This is a genomic window from Bacillus sp. 3255 (assembly GCF_031456485.1).
GTDB lineage: Bacteria > Bacillota > Bacilli > Paenibacillales > NBRC-103111 > Paenibacillus_E.
In genome coordinates this window covers 30,417-50,106 of the sequence record NZ_JAVDUS010000020.1, presented here as the reverse complement: position 1 = coordinate 50,106, position 19,690 = coordinate 30,417, and the positions used below count along the sequence as shown (strand labels likewise).

20 protein-coding genes are annotated in these 19,690 nt (G+C 52.5%); 13 read left to right on the top strand and 7 right to left on the bottom strand.

The features are described from left to right. Window positions 1-19: 19 nt before the first annotated feature. The 11 genes from J2X61_RS26775 to J2X61_RS26725 all read left to right on the top strand — a co-directional run bounded on the left by J2X61_RS26775 (window position 20) and on the right by J2X61_RS26725 (window position 11,379). On the top strand, window positions 20-859 hold the full coding sequence (locus J2X61_RS26775) for an ABC transporter ATP-binding protein (protein WP_274467019.1): 840 nt from the start codon (window positions 20-22) through the stop codon (window positions 857-859). Beyond that, window positions 792-1,556 (top strand): ABC transporter permease, encoded by a 765-nt coding sequence (locus J2X61_RS26770; protein ID WP_274467018.1) that lies wholly within the window; start codon window positions 792-794, stop codon window positions 1,554-1,556. The genes J2X61_RS26775 and J2X61_RS26770 overlap by 68 nt, the downstream gene beginning before the upstream one ends. 15 nt (window positions 1,557-1,571) lie before the next feature. Further along, entirely contained in the window at window positions 1,572-2,594 is a 1,023-nt protein-coding gene (locus J2X61_RS26765) for an ABC transporter substrate-binding protein (RefSeq protein ID WP_310192207.1), read from the top strand. A gap of 266 nt (window positions 2,595-2,860) precedes the next feature. Beyond that, window positions 2,861-3,820, top strand: a complete 960-nt coding sequence (locus tag J2X61_RS26760; RefSeq protein ID WP_310192204.1) for an ABC transporter permease — start codon at window positions 2,861-2,863, stop codon at window positions 3,818-3,820. 76 nt (window positions 3,821-3,896) lie between these two features. Further along, window positions 3,897-5,615 (top strand): extracellular solute-binding protein, encoded by a 1,719-nt coding sequence (locus J2X61_RS26755; protein ID WP_274467014.1) that lies wholly within the window; start codon window positions 3,897-3,899, stop codon window positions 5,613-5,615. 105 nt (window positions 5,616-5,720) lie between these two features. Continuing rightward, window positions 5,721-6,632: a carbohydrate ABC transporter permease gene (locus J2X61_RS26750; protein WP_274467013.1), complete on the top strand. Its 912-nt coding sequence runs from the start codon at window positions 5,721-5,723 to the stop codon at window positions 6,630-6,632. 20 nt (window positions 6,633-6,652) lie between these two features. Then, window positions 6,653-7,537 (top strand): CehA/McbA family metallohydrolase domain-containing protein, encoded by an 885-nt coding sequence (locus J2X61_RS26745; protein ID WP_310192203.1) that lies wholly within the window; start codon window positions 6,653-6,655, stop codon window positions 7,535-7,537. A gap of 44 nt (window positions 7,538-7,581) precedes the next feature. Further along, window positions 7,582-8,601: a LacI family DNA-binding transcriptional regulator gene (locus J2X61_RS26740; protein WP_274467011.1), complete on the top strand. Its 1,020-nt coding sequence runs from the start codon at window positions 7,582-7,584 to the stop codon at window positions 8,599-8,601. 36 nt (window positions 8,602-8,637) lie between these two features. Next, on the top strand, window positions 8,638-9,621 hold the full coding sequence (locus tag J2X61_RS26735) for a carbohydrate kinase family protein (protein ID WP_310192201.1): 984 nt from the start codon (window positions 8,638-8,640) through the stop codon (window positions 9,619-9,621). Between the two features lie 55 nt (window positions 9,622-9,676). Continuing rightward, window positions 9,677-10,618, top strand: coding sequence for an aldo/keto reductase (locus tag J2X61_RS26730; protein ID WP_274467009.1), 942 nt, complete (start codon window positions 9,677-9,679; stop codon window positions 10,616-10,618). After that, a complete protein-coding gene (locus J2X61_RS26725) occupies window positions 10,615-11,379 on the top strand; it encodes a sugar phosphate isomerase/epimerase family protein (RefSeq protein WP_274467008.1) in 765 nt (254 codons plus the stop codon). Before J2X61_RS26730 ends, J2X61_RS26725 begins: the two co-directional genes overlap by 4 nt. Window positions 11,380-11,468: 89 nt before the next feature. On the opposite strand, the gene J2X61_RS26720 is transcribed toward J2X61_RS26725, so the two are convergent. Both J2X61_RS26720 and J2X61_RS26715 read right to left on the bottom strand, forming a co-directional pair. Continuing rightward, on the bottom strand, window positions 11,469-11,924 hold the full coding sequence (locus tag J2X61_RS26720; protein WP_274467007.1) for a bactofilin family protein: 456 nt from the start codon (window positions 11,922-11,924) through the stop codon (window positions 11,469-11,471). Then, window positions 11,924-12,955, bottom strand: coding sequence for a M23 family metallopeptidase (locus J2X61_RS26715; RefSeq protein ID WP_274467006.1), 1,032 nt, complete (start codon window positions 12,953-12,955; stop codon window positions 11,924-11,926). Before J2X61_RS26715 ends, J2X61_RS26720 begins: the two co-directional genes overlap by 1 nt. Before the next feature lie 208 nt (window positions 12,956-13,163). Between J2X61_RS26715 and J2X61_RS26710 the strand changes: the two genes are divergently transcribed. Together J2X61_RS26710 and J2X61_RS26705 are read left to right on the top strand one after the other, a co-directional pair. Beyond that, the gene (locus J2X61_RS26710) at window positions 13,164-14,363 is read left to right on the top strand and encodes a hypothetical protein (RefSeq protein ID WP_310192197.1); all 1,200 of its coding nucleotides are present in this window, start codon (window positions 13,164-13,166) and stop codon (window positions 14,361-14,363) included. Window positions 14,364-14,488: 125 nt separating this feature from the next. Then, a complete protein-coding gene (locus tag J2X61_RS26705) occupies window positions 14,489-15,439 on the top strand; it encodes a C40 family peptidase (RefSeq protein WP_310192195.1) in 951 nt (316 codons plus the stop codon). Here the strand turns inward: J2X61_RS26705 and J2X61_RS26700 are convergent. From J2X61_RS26700 to J2X61_RS26680, 5 genes are all read right to left on the bottom strand, one after another. Further along, entirely contained in the window at window positions 15,436-16,164 is a 729-nt protein-coding gene (locus J2X61_RS26700; RefSeq protein ID WP_274467003.1) for a polysaccharide deacetylase family protein, read from the bottom strand. The genes J2X61_RS26705 and J2X61_RS26700 overlap by 4 nt on opposite strands. Before the next feature lie 56 nt (window positions 16,165-16,220). Then, on the bottom strand, window positions 16,221-16,736 hold the full coding sequence (locus J2X61_RS26695) for a hypothetical protein (RefSeq protein ID WP_274467002.1): 516 nt from the start codon (window positions 16,734-16,736) through the stop codon (window positions 16,221-16,223). A 24-nt stretch (window positions 16,737-16,760) separates the two neighbouring features. Beyond that, on the bottom strand, window positions 16,761-17,942 hold the full coding sequence (locus J2X61_RS26690; protein WP_310192191.1) for an MGDG synthase family glycosyltransferase: 1,182 nt from the start codon (window positions 17,940-17,942) through the stop codon (window positions 16,761-16,763). 66 nt (window positions 17,943-18,008) lie between these two features. Further along, entirely contained in the window at window positions 18,009-18,587 is a 579-nt protein-coding gene (locus tag J2X61_RS26685) for a thymidine kinase (protein ID WP_274467000.1), read from the bottom strand. 34 nt (window positions 18,588-18,621) lie between these two features. After that, window positions 18,622-19,599 carry an HD domain-containing protein gene (locus J2X61_RS26680; RefSeq protein WP_310192189.1) on the bottom strand — a complete coding sequence of 326 codons (978 nt, stop codon included), beginning with the start codon at window positions 19,597-19,599 and terminating at the stop codon, window positions 18,622-18,624. Window positions 19,600-19,690 lie beyond the last annotated feature (91 nt).

The following is a 19,690-nucleotide window of genomic DNA, read 5'->3' as shown; positions in this document are numbered from 1 at the left end:
CCGGGGGAGGGGAAGCGGTTTGATCGAAATCAAAGGAGTCAGCAAGACGTTCGTTCAGAGAGTCGGAGGCAGCTACAAGGCGCTGGACAACATTACGCTGACGATCAGAAAAGGGGAGTTCATCTCGATTCTGGGACCGTCCGGCTGCGGTAAATCTACCGTGCTGAATCTGGTCGCAGGGTTCGACACGCAGAGTGAGGGCACGATCGAGGTGAACGGCAAGAAGGTCACGGGAGCGGGGGCCGACCGCGTCGTTGTGTTCCAGGAGCACGGCTTGTTCCCGTGGCTGACGGTGCTGGACAATGTGGCCTTCGGCCTCAAGCAGAAGGGTATCCCCAAGAAGGAGCGTCATGAACGGGCGATGGAGCAGATCAAGGCGGTGCATCTCAGCCGCTTTGCGGACCGGTATCCGCATGAGCTCTCTGGGGGAATGAAGCAGCGTGCGGCGATTGCCAGAGCGCTTGCGATGGATCCGGAGATTTTGCTCATGGATGAGCCTTTTGCTGCATTGGATGAGCAGACCCGTCTAATTTTGCATAAAGAACTGGAAGAAATATGGATGCGGACTCGTAAAACGATTCTCTTCATTACCCATAACATCCGTGAAGCGGTCATTCTCTCCGACCGGGTTGTCGTGATGTCGACACGTCCCGGCACCATTAAGAAAGAGTTTGCCGTGCAGGCGGCGCGGCCGCGGGATATCGCGGATCCGCTGCTGCACCATGTGGAGAATGCGGCATTGGATGCCTTAGCGGATGAACTGGAGAAGGTGGTCAGAGAGGAGACGGGTGATGAGTACCGCATTAAGAAGAACGATTTTTCTGGTACTGCTTCTGATAGCTTGGGAGGCGGGATTTAGGCTGTTTGATTGGGGGTGGAAATTCCCTTCGGTCACCCAGACGCTGCAAGCTTTCTACGACGGGTTCGTCCACGGGGAACTGCTGGAAGCGTCCGTCGCTTCGATGATCCGCTTGCTGGTCTCCTTCGTCATTTCCTTGGCAGTCGGCACGACGCTAGGCTTCCTGTTCGCACGTTACCGTCTGCTGGACGATACGCTAGGGTTTCTAGTCGTGTCGCTGCAGACGATTCCGAGTATCGCTTGGCTGCCTTTCGCCATCATTTGGTTCGGTCTTAACGAATCATCGGTTATTTTCATTACGACGCTGGGCGCAACGTGGACGATGGCGCTGGCGAGCCGCACCGGGATCAAGAACATCCCGCCGATTTATTTGCGGGCGGCACAGACGATGGGAACGGGGAGCGGCTTCAAGCTGTTCGTCCAGATTATGATTCCGGCATCGTTCCCGCATCTGATCAACGGGGTGCGCACGGCTTGGGCTTTCGCTTGGCGCGCTCTCGTGGCCGGGGAGCTCATCGCCAAAGGGGCGGGTCTCGGCCAGCTGCTGCAGGACGGACGGAACCTCGGCGATACTTCGCTGATGCTCTGCATCGTCATTATCATTGCGGTGCTCGGGACGGTTTCCGACCATTTCTGCTTCAAGAAACTGGAAGATAAAGTGCTGGAGCGCTACGGCCTCGCAGGCTCGAAATCTTAAGCAGGGAGCGGTCGCATGAGAAAAATAGCATGGATGCTGCTGCTGCTGTTCATTGTCACGACGCTGAGCGCTTGCGAGGAGAAGCTGACGGCCACAGGCAAGCCGGCAACGGTTAGGGTTGGCGTCTTCAAAAATGTCACGCACGCCGCTGCCTACATCGCGTTGGAGAAAGGCTACTTCGCCAGGGAGTGGGGCGACGATGTGAAGATCGAAGTCACCGCCTTCGATAACGGCTCGGATTTGTCGATTGCGATGGCCACAGGCGATATCGACATCGGCTTCGTCGGCCCGGGTCCGGCAACGACGTTCTTCCTGAAGAGCGGGAACTTCCGCGTGGTGTCCGGTTCCAACAACGGCGGTGCGGTGCTTGTCGCCCGGAATGGCGCAGGAATTAACGGGGTTAAAGATTTAGTGGATAAAACGATTGCGATCCCGTCCAAAGGGAATACGAATGAAATCTCGCTGCGGATGCTGCTGCAGCAGGAAGGCATCATGATCTCACGCGATGCGGGAAGCGCGCATCTCATCGTGCGCTCTCCGTCGGACGCGCTCATTTCCTTCCGGCAGAAGGAAATTGACGCGGCGCTCGTCCCCGAGCCGTGGGGGACGCAGATCGAGAAGGCCGGACTCGGCAAAGTCGTCGTCGACTGGCAGGCGATCCCGCCGAATCGCGGTGACTATCCGACGGTTATCATGGTGGCGAGCGACAAGCTCATTCAGCGGCACCGGGATATCGTCAAGGGCGCGATCAAAGCGAATATGGACGGCATCGCGTTCATACGGAAGAGCCCGGAGGAGGCTTACGGGCTCATCAACAACCAGCTGAAGCAGTACAGCGGCAAGGGAATGGAGAAGAGCTTGATTCAAGCCTCGCTCAGCCGTTTGAAGCTGACCACCGACGTCGACGTCAAGGTGATGGAGGATATGGCGAAGGTGTCGATTGCCGCGCGGTATTTGAAGGGGATAAAGGCGGAAGAATTGGACTTGAGCCCGTTCGTCGACCTGTCGATGCTGGCGGAGGTAAAGAGCGGACAATAAGGCGCATGATGAGAGAATCGGCCGGTATCTTACGGGATGCTGCCGGTTCTCTTGCTGTCTCCGTTCTATATTCATGAAAGCGCTTAAAAATTCATATTGTCAAATGGAAAAGTTAGCTATATACTAAAAACCAGAACCATGATGAACAATATGGAATCGGTACCAGAATGGAATGTGGTTTTTCTAGTTTTTTAAGAGAGGAAGGCATGATCAATATGGAATCGATACCAGTGTTTGTGAACAAAGATGGGGAAGGTGGTTAGACCATGCAAACAGATCTCTCCACAGCGAAGGCAGGCAAGGCAGCGAAGAGGAAGCATGCAGAATTAAGAAAAAGAATCATCCAGCATAAGTACATGTATCTGATGCTGCTTCCTTGTATTGTTTTCTTTATCATTTTCTCGTATATCCCGATGGGGGGCCTGCTGCTGGCTTTCAAGGAGTACCAGTTCAATAAAGGCATTCTTCTCAGCCCATGGGTCGGCCTCCGGTATTTCAAGACCTTCTTCGAGAGCTATGAGAGCGGCAAGCTGATCGCTAACACCGTGATTATTAGCTCTATGAAATTATTTCTCGGCCTTCCGTTTCCAATCATCCTTGCGCTTATATTTAACGAGGTTAAAAGTAAGCGTTTTCGGGGGATAACCCAGAGTATTGCGTATCTGCCCCATTTCTTATCTTGGGTGATCGTCGTAGGGGTTATCCAAAGAGTGCTGGCTCCGGATACAGGCTTACTGAACGAAGCTATTAAAGCGTTTGGCGGTAATGGCGACACCTTTTTCCTAATGGAACAAAGCTATTTCTACCCGATCATGTTCGGCAGCCATATTTGGAAGACGGTCGGATGGGATTCGATTATTTACTTGGCGGCCATTGCGGGGATCAATCCGGAGCTGTACGAAGCCGGAAGAATTGACGGCGCAAGCAAATGGCGCGAAATTTGGAACATAACGCTCCCGGGCATTAGGCCTACCATCATGATTTTGTTTATCTTATCGCTGGGCAGCATATTGTCTGCCGGCTATGACCAGCTCTATCTGCTCAGAACGCCAGGTAACATGGACGTCTCGGAAATTCTGGACACCTACGTCATCAGCGTTGGCCTACAGAGCGGACAATATGGTTATGCAACGGCAGTCGGCATGCTGCAGGGCGTCATCGGACTGATTCTGGTCGTTGCGGCTAATCGCATAGCCCGCCGTTTTTCAGAAACGTCAGTATGGTAGCGATACCATATGAAGTCTGTTGAAAAGCGCCAACCTTGGCGGTTTCATAAAAAAATAGGTGAAATGGGGAGTGCTCATGAGCAAGAAATGGATGAAATGGTCATTGTTTTCGTTGGCTTCCGTCATGCTGCTTGTTGGCTGTCAAGACAATGTGGATCAGGCGGCTACGAAGGATAGTCAACCGGCTAACGAACCAAGCGCAGCCGGAAAGCCGGCGACATGGATCGCCGACCGCACGATCAAAGGCCGGCTGTTCATTGACAGCGACGACCTCTCTAAGGATATCAATCCGGAAATCGCCAAGAAGCTTAAAGAGATGACAGGCATTACCTTGCAGCTCGAAGGGGTAACAGCCGATCACGCCATCGATGCGTTAACGGCCGGACTTGCGTCGAACGATTTACCGGACTTTATCCTCTATTACTTAAACAATAGCGGCCGGAAAGAAATGTCCGTCATCCTGAAGGGCGCTCGGGAAGGGATGTTCACCGACTTAACCCCATTGATCAAGAACAGCAGTATCTACAGTAAGTATTTGCAAGATAAATACTTGCCTTTGGATACGCAGTATGGGGTGATGTTCCGTCCCGAATTTAAAGGCTCGTCGTATTTCATCCATATGAACATTCCGCGGGAAGGCGGTTACCAGGAAACCAAGTATGTAGGCGGCCCCTATATCCGCAAAGATATCGTAGATGCGCTTGGGATTGATCCCAAATCGATCCAAACCTCGGATCAGTTATATGAGCTGGCGAAGAAAATTAAAGCCGGCGGTTTCAAGGATAAGAACGGCAAGGACGTCTATCCGATCGGACCGAGATATTGGGGCGGAAGAGAAGTTGGCGCTCTGTATAATGATTTGGTCTGGGGAGCTGATGAGCAGCGGATTCACCAGACGAAAGACGGCAAGATTGTTCACGAAAGCAAGACGGAATATCCGATGAAACGAGTCGCCTATGTGCAAAAGCTGCTGAGTGAAAAATTGATGGTTCCGGAGTTCTATACCATGGAAGAGAATCGCGGAACGGAAGGCATTCTGAACGGTTCTTACGCGATCATTGCCGATATGCACAACTATCTAGAATTTAATAAAGACGCGCACTATGTCCCGCTAGGCCCCATGAACAGCGTGGATGGTCCTTACCAAATGCAGCTGGATTACAAAACGGGCTATATGGCCTGGTCGATTCCGAAAACGACGAAAAATCCGCAAGATATCGTCAAGCTCGCCGATTTCCTGGCAAGCCGCGAAGGCAAGCTGCTTTGGCAGTACGGGATTGAAGGAAGGGACTATACGCTGGATGCCAAGGGCAATCCGATCGTGAAGAAAGAAGTGCTTGAACTGAAAAATAAAGATCCGAAAGCCGCGAAAGCCCTTGGCTTCGATGGCGTTGGCAACTCTTGGGGCAGCTACCTGGGAAGCACGGACTTGAACCGCCAAGCCGATTTTAATGAAATGCAGTACGGGGACGCCGCTGCGCCGGAGGCGAATGCGGGACCGCTCAAGATTGTCGAGATGTGGGGATACGAGGAGAAACGCAAAAATGCCAAGCTGAACGATGGTTATCAACCGCTTGCTTTCCTAGGCGAATTCGAGCAAGAAACGCAATTAAAGGATGCGCTGAAGAAATACGATGACAGCATGATCCGTGCATTCTACGCGAAAAATCTGGATGAAGCGAAGAAAATCATCGATGCGGCCACGGCTCAGCTGAAGTCGGCAGGCCTGGATAAATATGAAGAACTGCTAATGAAGAAAAATGCGGATCCCAAAACAAAGGTCATTGTGAACTAGAACGGTTAGGATGCTTGGGAGGATCGGGCTGCTTCCCCACATTACCATGGAAGATGGAAGCAGCCTGCTTCCAACGAGCATGGAACGCTCAAAGGAGGTTCAAGGATGGGCAACACATTCTACAAGCTCACCACTGGAGAGAAGCTGTTTAAGATCGGGGTCTATTGCGTCATCATTGTGCTCTGCTTGTCCATTGTAATTCCATTTCTTAATATCTTTGCGCTTTCCTTTAATGCCGGTAAGGATGCGGAGCGCGGAGGCATTTACTTCTGGCCGAGAGTATGGACGCTAGAGAACTATGAGGAAGTATTCTCATCTTCTAACATCATACAGGCATTTCTGATTTCGATATTCCGTACGGTAGTCGGAACGGTATCCAGCGTTTATTTAACGGCAATGGCCGCATATGCATTGAAGCGTACGACAATGCCGGGATCACGCTTTTTCACATTGCTTATCGTATTTACCATGCTGTTCAGCGGGGGCATTGTTCCCTACTATATGCTGCTTAAGAGCTTACATTTAACCAATACCATTTGGGTATATCTTATACCCGGCATGTACAGCGCATGGAATATTATCATCATACGAACCTTTTTTCAACAGATTAGCGTTAGCTTGGAGGAGTCGGCGAAGCTCGACGGCTGTAACGATCTGGGGATCTTCCACCGCATCATGCTGCCGCTGAGTAAACCGGTTATCGCCGCCATTTCGCTATTTACTGCGGTAGGGCATTGGAACGATTGGTTCACCGGAGCTTTTTTCGTACAGAAGATGACGCTGCGCCCGCTGTCCACCTTAATGCAGGAGATGTTGACGAGACAGGACGCGATCCGGGAGGCGCTTATGCAAACGGCAGGAACAACGCAGTATCAAATGCTGGAAAACATGCAGCTGACCGGAAATTCTTTGAAAATGGCAACGATTATGGTCGTTATCGCACCGATCGTTTGTGCCTATCCTTTTGTGCAAAAATATTTTGCCGAAGGCGTCATGATCGGTTCGGTGAAAGAATAGAAGGAACGGAGGAATTCACGATGACCATAATCAATCCCTATGACAAGCAAGGCGAATGGCTGCGAGGCAGCTTTCATAACCACACGACGAACAGTGATGGGCATCACCCGCTTTCGACGGTGTACCGCATGTATCACGATTATGATTTTCTGGGCATTTCCGACCATGATGTGATGACTGAACATGAGGGGGATCACACGATTGGAGCTGTTTTCGAGGCGATTGAGGTCAGCAGCTCTCAAACGCACATGCTGCTGGTCCACCCTCCCAGGTCGCTGATGGACGGGTATTCTAACGTCTTTTCGATCGAGAATTATCAGAGGCTTTCCGATCTATGTGTGGACCATGGCGGTTTATCTATTCTGGCCCATCCGAACCGGTACTTCTCGCATTATTGGCGGCATGAGGATATGCTGCGTATGCAGCGGTACAATGGCATTGAGGTTGTGAACGGCGACGGAAATCCGGAATATGACATTGCTTTTGATAAATGGGATTTTCTTTTGTCCGCAGGGCGCAAGGTATGGGGCTTCGGAAATGATGATTTCCACGTTTACGGACAGGAGAAGCGTGCCTGGAACATGGTTTTGACGGCTTCTAATACCAAAGAGGCCATTCTAGCCGCGATTCGCGAAGGCAGCTTTTACGTTTCAACAGGCTATGGCTTCGAAGGCATTCGGGTCACAGACGGTCAAATTATTTATGATCTTCGGTCGAGCCCATTATATGATAAGATGTATAAATATGTAACGCTGATCGGCAAGGATGGCCGTATACTCCACGAGGAAACCGGCAGAATGAAACAGGTGAAGTATACGTATAAAGGAGATGAAGGCTATATCCGTATCGCCGTCTATTTGGAAGGCGGATTCGGAGCTTTCTCTCAGCCCCTTTTTGTCGAATAACGCAGAAAAATGTTCGTGCTTGCGAGTAAGGAAGGATGATAATCATGGCGCCCAAAATTAAAGATGTAGCCAAAAAAGCGGGAGTATCCGTCACCACGGTGTCCAGGGTTTTAAACGGAGAAAAGTACGTGAAGGACGATCTGAAGGCCAAAGTGAAACTTGCAATTGAGGAGCTTGGCTATGCGCCCAGCCATATCGCGAGGAGTTTGGTGCGGAAGAAGACGAACCTGATTGGTGTCATCGTTCCCGATCTCACCTCAAGTTTCTATTCGACGATCTTGAGCAGCATCGAGGAGACGGCAAGCCTGAATGATTACAACCTGCTGGTTTGCAATATTATAGAGGATACAGATAAAGAGCTGAAATATTTAAATGTCTTTCATGAGATGCGGGTAGACGGCATCATTATTATGCATGAGAAGTTAAGCGATGACATTCGCAGCTTCATCCATAAACTGGATATCCCGATCATTTTTTCAAGCGTAAGACCCGTAGATCATAAGTTCATTTCGGTCATTATCGATGATTATGAGGCAGCCTACGATGCGACGAAGTATTTAATTGAGCTCGGACATGAGCGGATTGCCTTCATAGGCGGGGATATGAGAGACATTACCTCAGGTCAGAACCGTTATGTCGGCTATCGCAATGCCCTTAAAGATCAGCGGGTTCGCATTGTGAATGATTATATCCGGTTTGGCGACTATAAAATCCAAAGCGGATACGACATGATGAAGGAACTGCTGGCATGTGAGCCCCGTCCAACCGCTGTATTTGCCGTGAGCGACGATATGGCGGTAGGCGCTATGAATTGTATTCATGACCATGGGCTTAAAGTGCCTGACGATCTATCTATTATCGGATTCGACGGAAGCCAATTGACCGAGCTCGTACGACCGCGGTTGACTTCGATGGAGCAGCCTATTCAGGACATGGGCAAAATTACGGTGAATACGCTGATCGATTACATCTCAGATCCTGCGTCAAGTCCGCGTGAAGATTTGATATTGGTTCATAAGCTCGTCGTACGGGACAGCTGCAGGGCATATCAGGAAGAGAGATAGGCAGAGAACAGAACAGAGCGGAAGAGGGAGTGCGGAGTGAGTACAAAGTTTGATGTCGTTGTCATCGGCGATGCCAATATTGATCTCGTGGTAGTGGGCTGTAATCAAATTCCTCAGCCCGGACAAGAAATTTTCGTTGATCAAATGATGACGCACGTTGGCGGGGGGGCGGCGTTATTCACAATCTCATTGGCTAAGCTTGGGCTGCATGTCGCGTTTGACGGTGTTCTTGGTGATGATGGCTACGGCCATTATATACGGGAACATTTCACTCAATATGGTATCGATACCAGTATGATCAAGACTAGCCAAACGAGCCGTACAGGCATCACGATTGCGATTAATCCTGAGCTGGACCGTTCGTTCATTACGTATATAGGATCCAACGCCGAGCTGCAAGTCGGGGATCTGGATGTCGAGCAGATCGCATTAGGCAGGCATGTTCATGTGACCGGTTATCGGGGACGCCGCAACCATGACGAATTCGTGGCAATGGCTCGGAAATTGAAAGAAGCGGGAGTCACTTTGTCCTGCGATGTAGGCTGGGACGATACCGGAGAATGGTATGCAGGCGTTTTCGAGTTGATGCGTTATATGGATGTATTCCTGATGAACGAAACGGAAGCGCTTCATTATACAGGCTTTACTCGCGTAGAAGACAGTTTAAGCTATATGTCAGGGTTCTGCCGTCATGTCGTTGTTAAGCTCGGAGCCCAAGGAGCCGTTGCGATGAAAGACGGTCTGCGAACGGTAAGCCCCGGATTCTCGGTCGAAGCCGTGGATACGACGGGAGCAGGGGACTCGTTTAACGCCGGTTACATGTATGGCTTTTTGACGGGGCTGAATGTGGAGACCTGCCTGCTGTATGGCAATGTATGCGGAGCGATGTCTGTTGGCGCCTATGGAGGCAGTACAGGAACACCGGACAAGGAAGGGCTGGAAGCTTTTATCCGTCACAACAAACCTGCAGACCTTCTTGTTGAAACGACGGCTGCCGACGACAAGGCTTCAGGGACATAGAGTCCGCATCATTCCATGCGAAATCGAATCGGACGTTCGAAGGAGAGCAATCATAATGAACTATATGCATATACAGGGTGTGAACAAGGCCATCTCCCGCATCCTGATGGGGACGGGGGATTTGCGTAAACTGGAGGAGCCTGAGCGGTTGATGCTGGATGCTTATCTGCGCGCGGGCGGCAATACCTTTGATACGGCTCATCAATATAGAAATAAAGAAGTCATTCTCGGCCGGTGGCTGGAGGAAAAGAAACTTCGCCAAGACGTCGTCATTCTCACCAAGGGAGCTCATCATGACGACGGTAGTCCAGGCCCGAGGGTGAATGCGCAAGCGATTCGCCACGATCTCATGGAAAGTCTGGAGCGGCTGGGCACGGATTACGTCGATCTGTACGCTCTTCACCGCGATGATCCGGATGTGGCGGTAGGTCCGATTATGGAAGAATTGAATGAACACATTCGCGCTTCGCGCATCAAGGCGATCGGGGCTTCCAACTGGTCGTACCGCCGCATTCAGGAAGCGAATGAATACGCCGCGGCCCATCAGCTAACCGGGTTTACATTTAGCAGCCCGAACCTCAGCTTGGCCAAGCCGAATGAGCCTCGATGGGAAGGCTGCGTGTCGGCGGATGCAGAGACCTGCGCTTGGCACACAGGCAATCAGCTGCCGCTCCTTGCGTGGTCGTCGCAGGCCGGAGGTTTTTTCTCAGGTGCTTTTACGCCGGATAATCGGGCCCATGATGAAATGGTGAGGGTTTATTATAGCGAAGCCAATTGGGAGCGCTACCGGCGTGCGGCCAAGCTTGCCGCGGACAAAGGCGTCACTCCGATTCAAATTGCTCTAGCCTATGTGCTGAATCAGCCTTTTCCGACCGGTGCAATCATTGGTCCGAAAAATCATGAAGAGCTGCATGCTTCCATAGACGCTATGCAGATTACATTCTCATCGCACGAGCTTGCGTGGCTGAACTTGGAAAGGGAGGAGATCGCGGAATGATCAGACACATGCTGGCAGCCCAGTTATATACATTAAGGAACGAGCTGAAGGAGGACTTTCCAGGTGTACTTAAGGATCTGAAAAAGATGGGCTGGGCAGCCGTCCAAATCGACGGATTGCATGGGTACCCCGCGGCAGACATTGCCGCCGTTATGAAGGAAACCGGACTACGCACAGCGGGGATGCACGTTGGTTTAGAGCGGATGAAGCACGATCTTGAAGCGGTATTGGAGGAAGCCCGATTGTTCGATACCCAAGACCTGATTTGCCATTCCCTGCCGAATGGACTGCAGAATCCGGAGGGCTATCTCAGCGTGCGAAGCGATTTGCAGCAAGTTGCCGCTCAAGTAGGCGGACGGGGTTACCGGGTCGGTTATCACAATCACGATTTTGAATTTCATACGACCATTCAAGGAAAGTTTGCGCTCGAATATTTGCTGGAAGATCCGGCCGTGTATCCAGAGATCGATACGTATTGGGTGCAAAAGGCGGGTCAGGACCCACTGGCCTTCATCAGCCAGTATGCCTACCGGATGCCGATCCTGCATTTGAAAGATATGACCTCCGACGGACGGCAATATTTTGCTGAACTCGGTACGGGTATCATTGATTTTGCTCCGATTCTGAAGTGGGGCTTGCAGCATGGCGTGGAATGGTTCGCTGTGGAACAGGACTACTGCCCGGGAAGTCCGCTCGATAGTCTGGCAACAAGCTTAGCCTACTTACTGGAGCTCGAGAAGAATCTCTCTTTTTCATCATAAAAAGGCCAACGGGACCGCTTAGTTGACCTCACACCAGTAGAAGAAGCTGCCCCTCAGGTCCGAAAGGACCCCAGGGACAGCTTCTTTCCTTAGTTGCCGCCGGAAACCGCTTGCTGCTCGCTCTTCTGCTGCTTATGCGCTTTCGCATCGATCACCTTGCCGCCGCTGCCGCCGGCCTTATCGCCCACCGCCGAGAGCTGCATGGCGCTGCTGCCCTGGAAGACTCCGCCTTCCTGAATGACGAAGGAGCGGACATCGATGTTCCCTACCAGCACGCCGGAGCTGGTGACGATGAGCTTGCCTTTGGTTTGGATGTTGCCTTTGACCTTGCCGGCCACGATGACATCGCGCGCTTGGATGTTGGAGTGGACGACGGCATTCTCGCCGATCGTAATGTCGCCGGCGCATTCGATGTCGCCCTGCATCTGGCCCTCGATGCGGAGGCTGGCCTCGGACATGATCTTGCCTTCACAGATCGTGCTTCCGCCGATTAGCGTATCGGTTGTTTTGGCATCGATGCGCTTCGATTTCGAGCTTCCGAGCATTAGCGTTCATCCTTTCTGTTCGTTATGAGATAGGGGGTCGGGTCAATGGGGACGCGGTTCTTCTGCACTTCATAATGCAGGTGGGAGCCTGTGCTTCGGCCCGTGGAGCCAAGAAGTCCGATCTGTTGACCTTTCGTTACTGATTCTCCGCGTTTCACGAGAATTTTATGCAAGTGCATGTAACCCGTTTGGATGCCACGGGTATGATCGAGGATGATCCGGTTGCCGAACTCGTTGTCGAAGCCGGCCTCCGTCACTTTGCCGGCGGCCGTCGCATAGACGGGATCGCCGATCTCGCCGTCGAGATCAAGCCCCGTATGCATCGAGGGCTTCCCCGTGAACGGATCTCGGCGCATGCCGAAGCCCGAGGTCTGGCTGTGGGCCGTGACCGGCCATAGCGTCGGTGTGATGCTGCGCAAATAGTCGGCCTGCTTCAGCCGAGCCTCGGACTCGCTGAGATTGACCAGCAGCGTGTTGATATCGCCGACCAATGTGGAAAGCCCTTGTCTGGTAGAACTCATCAGCTGCGACACCTCTTCCGAGGTAACGGGAATGTCGGTGCCGCCGACATCCGGTCCGCCTCCAGCCGATTCGCTTAGAGCGGACAGCTTTTTGCTTGTCCTGTTCGGCTCTTCGGACTCGCTCATCAGCTGCAGGACATGGTCGAGTTTCTTAATTTCCTCGAGCTTAACCTTAAACTCATCCGCTTGGTGAGACAGGTCAATCAAATTGGCTTGCAGCAGTTCCAGTTCATTATTTTTAAGTGTAATTTGATTAACCAGTTGCCGTTCTTGTCCATCGAATGCTTGCTGCATGTGGTCCTTAGTGCGGTGGGCGTACGTATTCATCAAGTAAATCGTGACAAAGAAACCAAACAGCACGAGCAGGATCACGCTGGGCACAATATACAGGCTACTGTGCGGAAGCTTGAATCTTACGGTACGGCGGTTGGCGCCAGGGATGATCATCAACGTGAATTCCTTCTTATCCCACATAAGTCTTTGGCCGATTCCTCTTCCTTTCCGTATCAAAGTCCCCCCTCCTTGATTGGATTGTATTCATGAAGAAGAGGAGTCATGCCTACTTTCTATTTTCGCAGGGAGGCGTTTGGGTAATTTGCCCAGATGGGGCATACTAAAATTGGGTATAGGAAGAAGCCTGGCAGCCTCAACTTTTTGATGAAAGATTACGTCAGTAATAGTGAGGGACGAAGGTTATTAAGCGCAAGGAGTGAAGATCATGTTGAAGAAAAATGTACCTGTTGTGGCCCTGCTGTTCATGCTGGCTCTTACCGGCTGTAAATCCTCGGGAGCAGCGAACGGTGCCGCGGACGTTTCGGCAACGCCGCAGCCTACCGTGCAAGCGACGGAGACGCCGGCTGCAACCCAATCGCCGCAGGCTTCTCCGGCAGGAACGCCTGTTGCGGGAACCAGCGATAAACCAACCAAGGTTGCGATGACCGGCGTAACGGCTGTTCGTTTGGCGGATGCCAAATCCGGCTGGATCGGCGGCAAAGGATGGATTGCACATACAACCGATAGCGGCAAGCAGTGGCAGATTCAATATGAAGGAAACGGCGAGATCAAGCAATTGTTCGCGCTGAATGGGCAAGAGGCTTGGGCGAGCGTCGGACAAGACGGCAAGCTGCTCAGCACGAAGGATGGCGGGCAGCATTGGGCATCCGCCGGTAAAGTGCCGAATACCGCATTCTTCCATTTTATTTCCAAAGCGGAAGCGTTCAGCGGCAACGCTCATACGGTGGATGGCGGAGCTAACTGGAGCACGATGCCGGTACCGGAGGGCATTGCAGGAGACGCCTATTTCCATGATGCCAAGAATGGCTGGGCCGTCAAACCGGGCAAAGACACCGTGGAGGTGCTTCGCACCCAGGATGGCGGGAAAACGTGGAACAGCGTGATGTCCCGCAAGACCGCGGCCGGAATTACGGGAACCGTGATCCGTTCTGCCGGAGCGAACGATGCTTGCGTGGAGCTCATCGGCGAATCGGGGATGACGCAGACCTCGTACTCCTTGTTCCACACCAAGGATGGAGGCAAGACCTGGCAGACGGTGCTCGCGAACAGCACCGCCGGCGGCGGACCGGCCCCCGGCTTCCCTGCGGGAGACACTTCAGGGCCGAAGAATACGGGCTCGAAGCCCGGTCCGCTCTACGTCGTGAGCCCCGACGTCGCGTTCATGGGCGGCCAGTGCCCGGCTTGCGACAAGCCGAACTCCGTCGGATGGACGAAGGACGGCGGCAAAACATGGGTGAACGGCCAAGAGACGTTCACCGGCTACGGCGAGCTGCTGCTGGCCATGGCCGACGCGAATCAAGGCTGGATGATTACGAATGACAACGAGCAGCCAAGCGTGATGTATACCACCGGCAACGGCGGTGTTAACTGGACGAAGGCACATACCTTCGATGCACCGAAATAACAAGAAGCCTTACCGGCAGTTGAACTGCGTACGGTAAGGCTTTTTTTTCCTGCCTGTCAACCCCCTGACCTTGCCGTCATGCCGAGAATGGTATGGGTATACTTGCCACATACAGGAGGTCAGACATGTTAGCCCCCAAGCATATGTTATCTACACTAGTGATTGCGCTTGCAGTGCTGATCGGCTTTACTTTGCAGAACCCGGAACAAATGACGCTCAGCGCGGCATACTTCCCGTCGAACAATACGGATAAGGCGACTCCGCCGACGATAGATGATTCAGCCCAGCCACTTGGCCCCTCTCCCGTGATGGAAGAGAGGGTATCCGCTGCGACAAGTGGGCACAAGGAGGCGGTTCAAACCGCTATGCCTACACACTTACCGGAAGTGCCGGCATCCATGAAAGCACAGCCAACTGCGCTGCCTGCTCCGACTGCCGCCGCGCCTCTGGAGACGGCTGCAAGTCCGGAGCCGTCCGGGAACGCGCCGGAATCCGAAAAGGCTCCTTCCGCAAGCAGCTCGGCGCCGCCTGAGAAGAAGCCTGTGAAGGAGTATATCGGCGATGGAGACGACCCCGTCGCGAATGTGAAGAAAGTGAATCTTCCCTCCGCAGAAATCATGAAGATCAAAGCCCGGTTCGAGCTCTTGGCCGCATCGGGCGAGAAGAAGCCGGATTGGAAGCGCAAAGCCGAACGGCTCATTGCCAAAGGGATGGACTATCTGGGAACCCCTTACGTATTCGGTGCGAAAGCGGGGCAGACCGAATCGTTCGACTGCTCGTCCTTCTTGCAGTATCTCTTCGGCACCCAAGAGGTCAAGCTGCCTCGCGATTCCAGACAGATGAGCCAGCGGGGGACCGAAGTGTCGATCGGCGAGCTGCGCGAAGGCGATCTCATCTTTTTCACCACGCCCAAACGAAGAAACAGGCAAGGCACCGAACGGATCGGCCATGTCGCCGTATACATCGGTGGCGGGCTGATGCTCCATACGTTCCGCCCGGGGATAGGCGTGACCGTATCGGAGCTGGACGGTGCCTGGAAGGACCGTTTTATTAAAGCTAAGCGCGTGCTGTCTTAATGGATTTTGGCCGGAATAGCCTTGTTATATGACAGAAGCTCGGATACGGTGACCATTTTGTAGCCTCGGCTGTGTAGCTCCGGAAGAATGACCTTGAGGGCTTCGATCGTCTGGGTCGGGCCTTCGATATAATCATGGAACAGTACGATGTTGCCGTTCTTCACATTTTTGAGCACACTGTTGACGATACGGCGAACCCCGGGGGTATCCCAATCTTTCGTATCCAATTGCCAGCTCCACATAATCATGGTGTACCCCTCATCCTTCACAGTGGAGACCAGCCGCTCATTATAGAAGCCTCCGGGCGGACGAAACAATTGGCTGCGCCGTCCCGTCTTCTCCACGATGAGCTCCTCCGTCGTGGTCAGCTCTTTCTTGATGTTGGTCTTCCGGCTTAGATAAGCATGGCTGTATGTATGATTGGCAATCTCATGTCCAGCCTGCGCCGTTTGCTCCAGAACATCCGGGTAGAGCTTGATCTTGTTGCCGACAACGAAAAATGTGGCCTTCGCCTCATACTGCTTCAGAAGATCGAGAATTTCCGCCGTATATTTCGGGTGAGGTCCGTCATCGAACGTCAGGGCGATCACCTTCTCGTCCGTGTTCACTTCCCACACAATATCCCCACGCGTTTCATAATAAGTGCGGTCCTTCTTCGGAGCGGCGCTGAGAGCGACGGGCTGCATCAAAAACAAACAAACACACAAAGCTGCAAGTATTTTCATGATGTCTCCTTAATGGGTGTAGTACACCTAGCGTTTCCAATTCCCATGAAAGGAATTCACGACTTCGGCGGCGCTCCATCACTGCTCCCATTCCCGTTTCCATTGCCGTTCCCGCCGTTATTTCCATTCCCATTCCCGTTGAAAAATGTTGTCGTAAGGGCTTTGATTTTCTCCATGAACTTGCCGTAGCCGTATCCGGTCAGGAAAGCCACCGATATGCGCGCTGACATGGAGTCCCCGACCTGCAGAAGCAGGATCCCGCTTTCGAACAGAATGATCGTCATGATCGCCGAACCGAAGCAGAGGATCGGTCTCATGAAATACCAGTACATCCATTGGACGGTAAGATCGTGATAATGCTCATGAAACATGCGCAGCCCGTAAAGCGCGCCGCCGAGTGCCCCCGCGAAGCCGAAGCTGGCGTAAGCCCGATAAGCCTCCAAGTGAATACCCAGAAACTTACCTTGGACTTCCCCGCTGCCGAGAATCGCCATCATCCAGAGACTGCCGACGAACCATACGAGCAAATACACGAAAATGGACGGTTTGCCAAAACGCTGAATGGGATTCAAAAAAAATCACCGCCCTATACATGGTTAATACCATTGTATGAGCGGTGTTGTTGATGATGCCTGCAGATAAGGGCGCTTCTCCGATAACTTCAGATATTGCATGATCGCTTTGGAGCAGTCTTGCGCTCCGAATTTTCGACTTTTGCGGATCGAATTCCGGCGCTGCGACAGCTCCGGATACTGTTCAAGCAGCAGCTTGAACCAATGATCGATCATCTCCAGCGATGTAATCATTTGACCGTAGCCCTGCTCTTGGAAATATTGGCAGTTCATCTCTTCCTGACCGGGAATGGGGCTGTAGAACAGCATCGGAATCCCTTTGGCCATCGCTTCGGTACAGGTCATTCCGCCGGGTTTGGTGATAAGCAGGTCCGAAATGTCCATGAGCTTATTAATTTCGTTCGTATAGCCGATCAGGTGGATGTTAGGCTGGCGGAACGCTTCTTCCTCCATAAGCTGCCGGCGCGCCTTCTCGTTCGTTCCCAAACAGATGAGAAGCTGAATATCTTTGCTCCAGGAGGCCAGATAGGAGAGCAGCTCTTCTTTCTCCTCCTTCTTGAAGACGCCCCAGCCGCCGCCCATCACCATGACCGTTGGCATTGCGCTAAGCCCGAATTGCTTGCGGGTTTGCACTTTGCTGTGTTCGAGGTGAAAGTTCGGATGAACGGGGATGCCCGTTACCTCAATGTGCGTCTCCGGCACGCCGCGGGCAATCAGCCGCTCCCGAACGAGCGATGTGGAGACGAGATATTTATCCACGGCGGGATCGACCCATGTGCCATGCACGTCGTAATCCGTAATGACCGTGAACAAGGGCACCTGAAGCCCGGCACGTTTCAGACGGGAGACGATGATGCTGGGGAAGGGGTGCGTGCACACGATGATATCCGGTTTGAGCTGCTGGATGATTGCCTTGGTTTGCGAATAAAACATCCGGTGCAGCACAAGGCCTGCCATACGGCTTAACGATTTCTTATATTGATTGCGGTAAAGCATACCATAGAGTTTGGGCTGTGAAGTCACCGTGCGGCGGTATGCCGAGAAGATCCAAGGTGCGATGGTAGGGTGCAAAAAAGCGCCAAGCTCGATCACTCGCGTGATGATTTCCGATGAGCTTTGTCGCAGCTCGACGGACAGCGCATGTGCGGCTTGTGTATGACCTTTCCCGAAGCCCTCAGATAGGAGCAAAATCCGTTTTTTTCGCAAGGAACTCACCTTTCTTTGACAACCATTTCGATAGTTTAGACGCTGACTGCGAGGAAATCCCTGCAGCTAGGCGCCTAAAGTTGCTTTACGTTTGCCTGCATAGCATTGGCGGCAGACAGGAACATAGCTTTCATTCCCGCCGATTTGAATTTGTTCGCCATGGAAAATAGGTTCTCCGTCCTTACAGCGCATATTCATGATCGCTTTCTTGTCGCAGTACCAGCAGACCGTTTTGATTTCTTCAATCGTGTCGGCCGCAGCCAGCAGCGCATTGCTTCCTTCGAAGAGCTGCCCCATGAAGTCAGCCCTGAGTCCGTAGGCGATAACGGGAATGTTCAAATCATCGACGATCGCGATGAGCTGGGCGACCTGCTCCTTATTAAGGAACTGCGCCTCATCGACCAATATGCAGTTAGGGAGCTCCTTCTGCGCTAACGCCATCATATCCAGTTGGTCGTCTACGACAATGGCGTTCTTCTGCATGCCGATGCGGGAGACGACTTTGCCGACGCCGAAGCGGTCGTCTACGACCGATGTCAACAGCAGCACTTTCTTGCCTTGTTCTTCATAATTATGCGCCACGCGCAGTACTTCAATGGATTTACCGCTGTTCATCGTGCCATAACGGAAATATAGTTTTGCCAAGCTGGGCCAGTCCCCTCTGAAGATCTAAGTATGATTATATCGTAAAAAAATAGGTGGCGCTTAGGGAATCAAGCTCCGCCAATTTCACGGCACATTGGAAGCTTGCCTCGGAAGCGGGTTTATCGCCGATTAGCGGTTGTTTTTTATATATTTTGCGAATATTCACTTCGATACTGCCCTTGACCGGTTCGTTCATAATCTGGATGCGATGCGGCTCGTACATCAGGACATGCATGATGTCTTTGGCGACGGGATTCGTACTTCCCAGCAGCTCTTGCATCAGTTCATGGTCGACAAGGGAAGGCAGGAGCTCCCTCATGCCCGGATTGGACTCGCAATGATGGGCGGCCGCTTTGGCCAGCAGCGCATCCATAGCAAGGAACGGCGGACTGAGGAATATCCGGTGGTCTTCCACGACGGCATGAACGAGTGCGGCAGCCGTTTCTTCATTAGCTTCTATATAGTTCCCGCGCAGGCGGAGTTGTCGGACCAGCTCGGAAGGCGGCAGCTGCTGCTGGCCGGCGTAATATGTATCCCGTAGAAAGCTGTCCAAATGGTCCAAACCCATGAGGGGCGTTTTATTCGTTAAAGGACTGTCCTGATGCAGGATGGACACAATCGCTGCCGGAGAAATGCCATGCTCCGTCAAAATATCGGCAATCGTTCCGTTCAAGATCAATCGCTCCGTGTGCAGGTGATGGTCGTAACCGAGCGTTCGTTCCACCGCATGAGAGAAGGGCAGGTGCCCGATATCGTGCAAAAGTGCCGCCACGCGCAAATGAAGTTCGTCCGGGCAAAAGTGAGCCATCAGCGACCATACGCCGATGGTGTGCTCGAACCGCGAATGGGTCATTGGCGAGAATAACGCCGAAGCTCCGAAGTGATGCAAGAACTTCAAGCGGCGAACCGGCTGCGATCGGAAAAGCTGGACTTCAACCGGATGGGCTGGAATTTGCCACTGATATAGGGGCTCCCAAATCATCCCAGTCGAAAAAGTATGCTGTAGACTCAAAGCAGCGTTCCTCCTAGGCTGTGAAATCTGGATGAATGTTTCAATGCAGCGCATTAGCTATCATAGCATGAAACATAGAAAGTTTGCTATC

Excerpts from the sequence above, each read along its gene's own strand:
- J2X61_RS26700 (WP_274467003.1), bottom strand. The coding sequence starts at position 16,164 with ATGAAAATACTTGCAGCTTTGTGTGTTTGTTTGTTTTTGATGCAGCCC.
- J2X61_RS26720 (WP_274467007.1), bottom strand. The coding sequence starts at position 11,924 with ATGCTCGGAAGCTCGAAATCGAAGCGCATCGATGCCAAAACAACCGAT.
- J2X61_RS26750 (WP_274467013.1), top strand. The coding sequence starts at position 5,721 with ATGGGCAACACATTCTACAAGCTCACCACTGGAGAGAAGCTGTTTAAG.
- J2X61_RS26740 (WP_274467011.1), top strand. The coding sequence starts at position 7,582 with ATGGCGCCCAAAATTAAAGATGTAGCCAAAAAAGCGGGAGTATCCGTC.
- J2X61_RS26760 (WP_310192204.1), top strand. The coding sequence starts at position 2,861 with ATGCAAACAGATCTCTCCACAGCGAAGGCAGGCAAGGCAGCGAAGAGG.
- J2X61_RS26730 (WP_274467009.1), top strand. The coding sequence starts at position 9,677 with ATGAACTATATGCATATACAGGGTGTGAACAAGGCCATCTCCCGCATC.
- J2X61_RS26710 (WP_310192197.1), top strand. The coding sequence starts at position 13,164 with ATGTTGAAGAAAAATGTACCTGTTGTGGCCCTGCTGTTCATGCTGGCT.
- J2X61_RS26705 (WP_310192195.1), top strand. The coding sequence starts at position 14,489 with ATGTTAGCCCCCAAGCATATGTTATCTACACTAGTGATTGCGCTTGCA.
- J2X61_RS26765 (WP_310192207.1), top strand. The coding sequence starts at position 1,572 with ATGAGAAAAATAGCATGGATGCTGCTGCTGCTGTTCATTGTCACGACG.
- J2X61_RS26755 (WP_274467014.1), top strand. The coding sequence starts at position 3,897 with ATGAGCAAGAAATGGATGAAATGGTCATTGTTTTCGTTGGCTTCCGTC.
- J2X61_RS26745 (WP_310192203.1), top strand. The coding sequence starts at position 6,653 with ATGACCATAATCAATCCCTATGACAAGCAAGGCGAATGGCTGCGAGGC.
- J2X61_RS26725 (WP_274467008.1), top strand. The coding sequence starts at position 10,615 with ATGATCAGACACATGCTGGCAGCCCAGTTATATACATTAAGGAACGAG.
- J2X61_RS26770 (WP_274467018.1), top strand. The coding sequence starts at position 792 with ATGAGTACCGCATTAAGAAGAACGATTTTTCTGGTACTGCTTCTGATA.